Below are 2,624 nucleotides of genomic sequence, written 5' to 3' on the forward strand. Positions count from 1 at the left end.
CAGTCCCGTCACCCCATGAGGGGTTAGGAGCGCCCCCCGGATCAGGCAGGCATCCGGATCGCCCCGCGTCCCGTCACCCCATGAGGGGTTAGGAGGCAGTGAACTTTCGACCGTCAGCACCGATGATCTCCGGTCCCGTCACCCCATGAGGGGTTAGGAGAATGAATTGTCGGGGCGGTCCATCGGGCGGGTCTGGCGTCCCGTCACCCCATGAGGGGTTAGGAGCTGAAGCCGGAATTGCGCCGCCAGAGACGCGCCGCCGGTCCCGTCACCCCATGAGGGGTTAGGAGATCGCGCAATGCGGACCGGATTTCCTGTGGGACATCGTCCCGTCACCCCATGAGGGGTTAGGAGACGGGGCAGTCGGCGGACGTCACGCACATTCATATCGCGTCCCGTCACCCCATGAGGGGTTAGGAGGCTGGCGGATCCCCGGCCTCCTCGACCACGCGCTGCGCGTCCCGTCACCCCATGAGGGGTTAGGAGATGGAATCGTTGAGACTGCATCGCATAGCGAAACACGTCCCGTCACCCCATGAGGGGTTAGGAGATGTTCGGCGGGCGAAGCGTCCGGAGGGCTAAAATCGAGTCCCGTCACCCCATGAGGGGTTAGGAGCGCCTCAATAGTCGGTGGGGGACCACAGGTCCGGGTGTCCCGTCACCCCATGAGGGGTTAGGAGGCCATTGGGGGTCACTCGCACGTGCGCCATGTAGTAGTCCCGTCACCCCATGAGGGGTTAGGAGTCACACGGGCGAGGGTCGCAAGGTAAGCGGCGACGCTGGTCCCGTCACCCCATGAGGGGTTAGGAGTGACTTTCGAGACCATATCCGACGAAAGCGCCGCCGAGTCCCGTCACCCCATGAGGGGTTAGGAGACGAATTCGCATCCCGCGCGCGGGCTGTCCCACGCGGTCCCGTCACCCCATGAGGGGTTAGGAGGCGAGCTACACGCGATACGATTGGCTCCTCCCTTCCTGTCCCGTCACCCCATGAGGGGTTAGGAGCTCAATACGCCGGGCTTGACGTTGGCGCGGAAGGCGGGTCCCGTCACCCCATGAGGGGTTAGGAGGCAGCGAGACACCTGCGCCAGTCGCCGCCCCGCCCGAGTCCCGTCACCCCATGAGGGGTTAGGAGGTGGTCGCGAAGGGCGCCCCAAGCCGCTGCCGAAATCGTCCCGTCACCCCATGAGGGGTTAGGAGCAGCGGCCTCGGTTTCGGCGCGGTCGCAAGCCTCGTCGTCCCGTCACCCCATGAGGGGTTAGGAGAGCACATCCGGCATCCCGGCGCGGTAGCTGGCGTAGGTCCCGTCACCCCATGAGGGGTTAGGAGCGCATCGACACATCCGCCAAAGACGAAGCCCGCGCGAGTCCCGTCACCCCATGAGGGGTTAGGAGTTCGGCGTGATCGCGCAAAAGGTCGGGGCTGGCGAGAGTCCCGTCACCCCATGAGGGGTTAGGAGGCGAACGCGGGGCCTCCTTCGCGGCTTTGAGCGCAGGTCCCGTCACCCCATGAGGGGTTAGGAGTCCCAGCGCCGAACTGTCGTCGGGTCCGTCCCGAGCAGGTCCCGTCACCCCATGAGGGGTTAGGAGGGCTTCGTAAAGCCCGAGTTCCAACATGAGGGCGTTGTCCCGTCACCCCATGAGGGGTTAGGAGTGCTCAAGGACCGCGTGAACGCCATGCTGGATCGCGAGTCCCGTCACCCCATGAGGGGTTAGGAGAAGGCCGCTCTTCCAGAGGCAATTCGGCGTCGAGGGCGTCCCGTCACCCCATGAGGGGTTAGGAGCCCGTGGCGGACTGCTCGACTCCCATGGCGGGAGAAAGTCCCGTCACCCCATGAGGGGTTAGGAGCAGTTCGAGAAGTCCTTGCCCACGCCGAGGAAGCCGGTCCCGTCACCCCATGAGGGGTTAGGAGTACATCTCCGAGGTCGATTTCCGACAAATGTCGAACTGGTCCCGTCACCCCATGAGGGGTTAGGAGAGAGGCCGAGACAGATCATGCGGGCCTCCGTCCGGGCTGTCCCGTCACCCCATGAGGGGTTAGGAGAGGGCGAGGAGGTCGAGCTGCTGCAGCGCCATCTGGTCCCGTCACCCCATGAGGGGTTAGGAGGCCGCATCCGCGAGAGGATGCGCCCGGCCCATTTCATGTCCCGTCACCCCATGAGGGGTTAGGAGACATGCACGACGCAGACGTTCGAACCGCCCTTGAAGCGTCCCGTCACCCCATGAGGGGTTAGGAGATTATCCGAATACGGACACATACCGGGATGCGTTAACGTCCCGTCACCCCATGAGGGGTTAGGAGTTGAGCAACCCGCCGCCGATGCCCAGACGCCCCAGGTCCCGTCACCCCATGAGGGGTTAGGAGCGTAAACGACGATAAGATTGTCTTTAAGTTCAAGGCGTGTCCCGTCACCCCATGAGGGGTTAGGAGCAATGCCATGGCCCATCTCTGCCTGCTGCTATCGGCGTCCCGTCACCCCATGAGGGGTTAGGAGGAGAGCGTCAGACTCCCTTCCTCCCATGCGCCCGGAGGTCCCGTCACCCCATGAGGGGTTAGGAGAGGACAAGATCCCCATGCGCAGGAGCATCAGCCGGAAGTCCCGTCACCCCATGAGGGGTTAGGAG

1 CRISPR repeat array is annotated in these 2,624 nt (G+C 64.2%).

What is annotated here, in order from left to right:
• The first annotated feature begins 2 nt into the window (after positions 1-2).
• Positions 3-2,624: direct repeats of the CRISPR family, unit length 28 nt; unit sequence GTCCCGTCACCCCATGAGGGGTTAGGAG.

This window comes from Neomegalonema perideroedes DSM 15528, assembly GCF_000374145.1.
Classification (GTDB): Bacteria; Pseudomonadota; Alphaproteobacteria; order Rhodobacterales; family Rhodobacteraceae; genus Neomegalonema; species Neomegalonema perideroedes.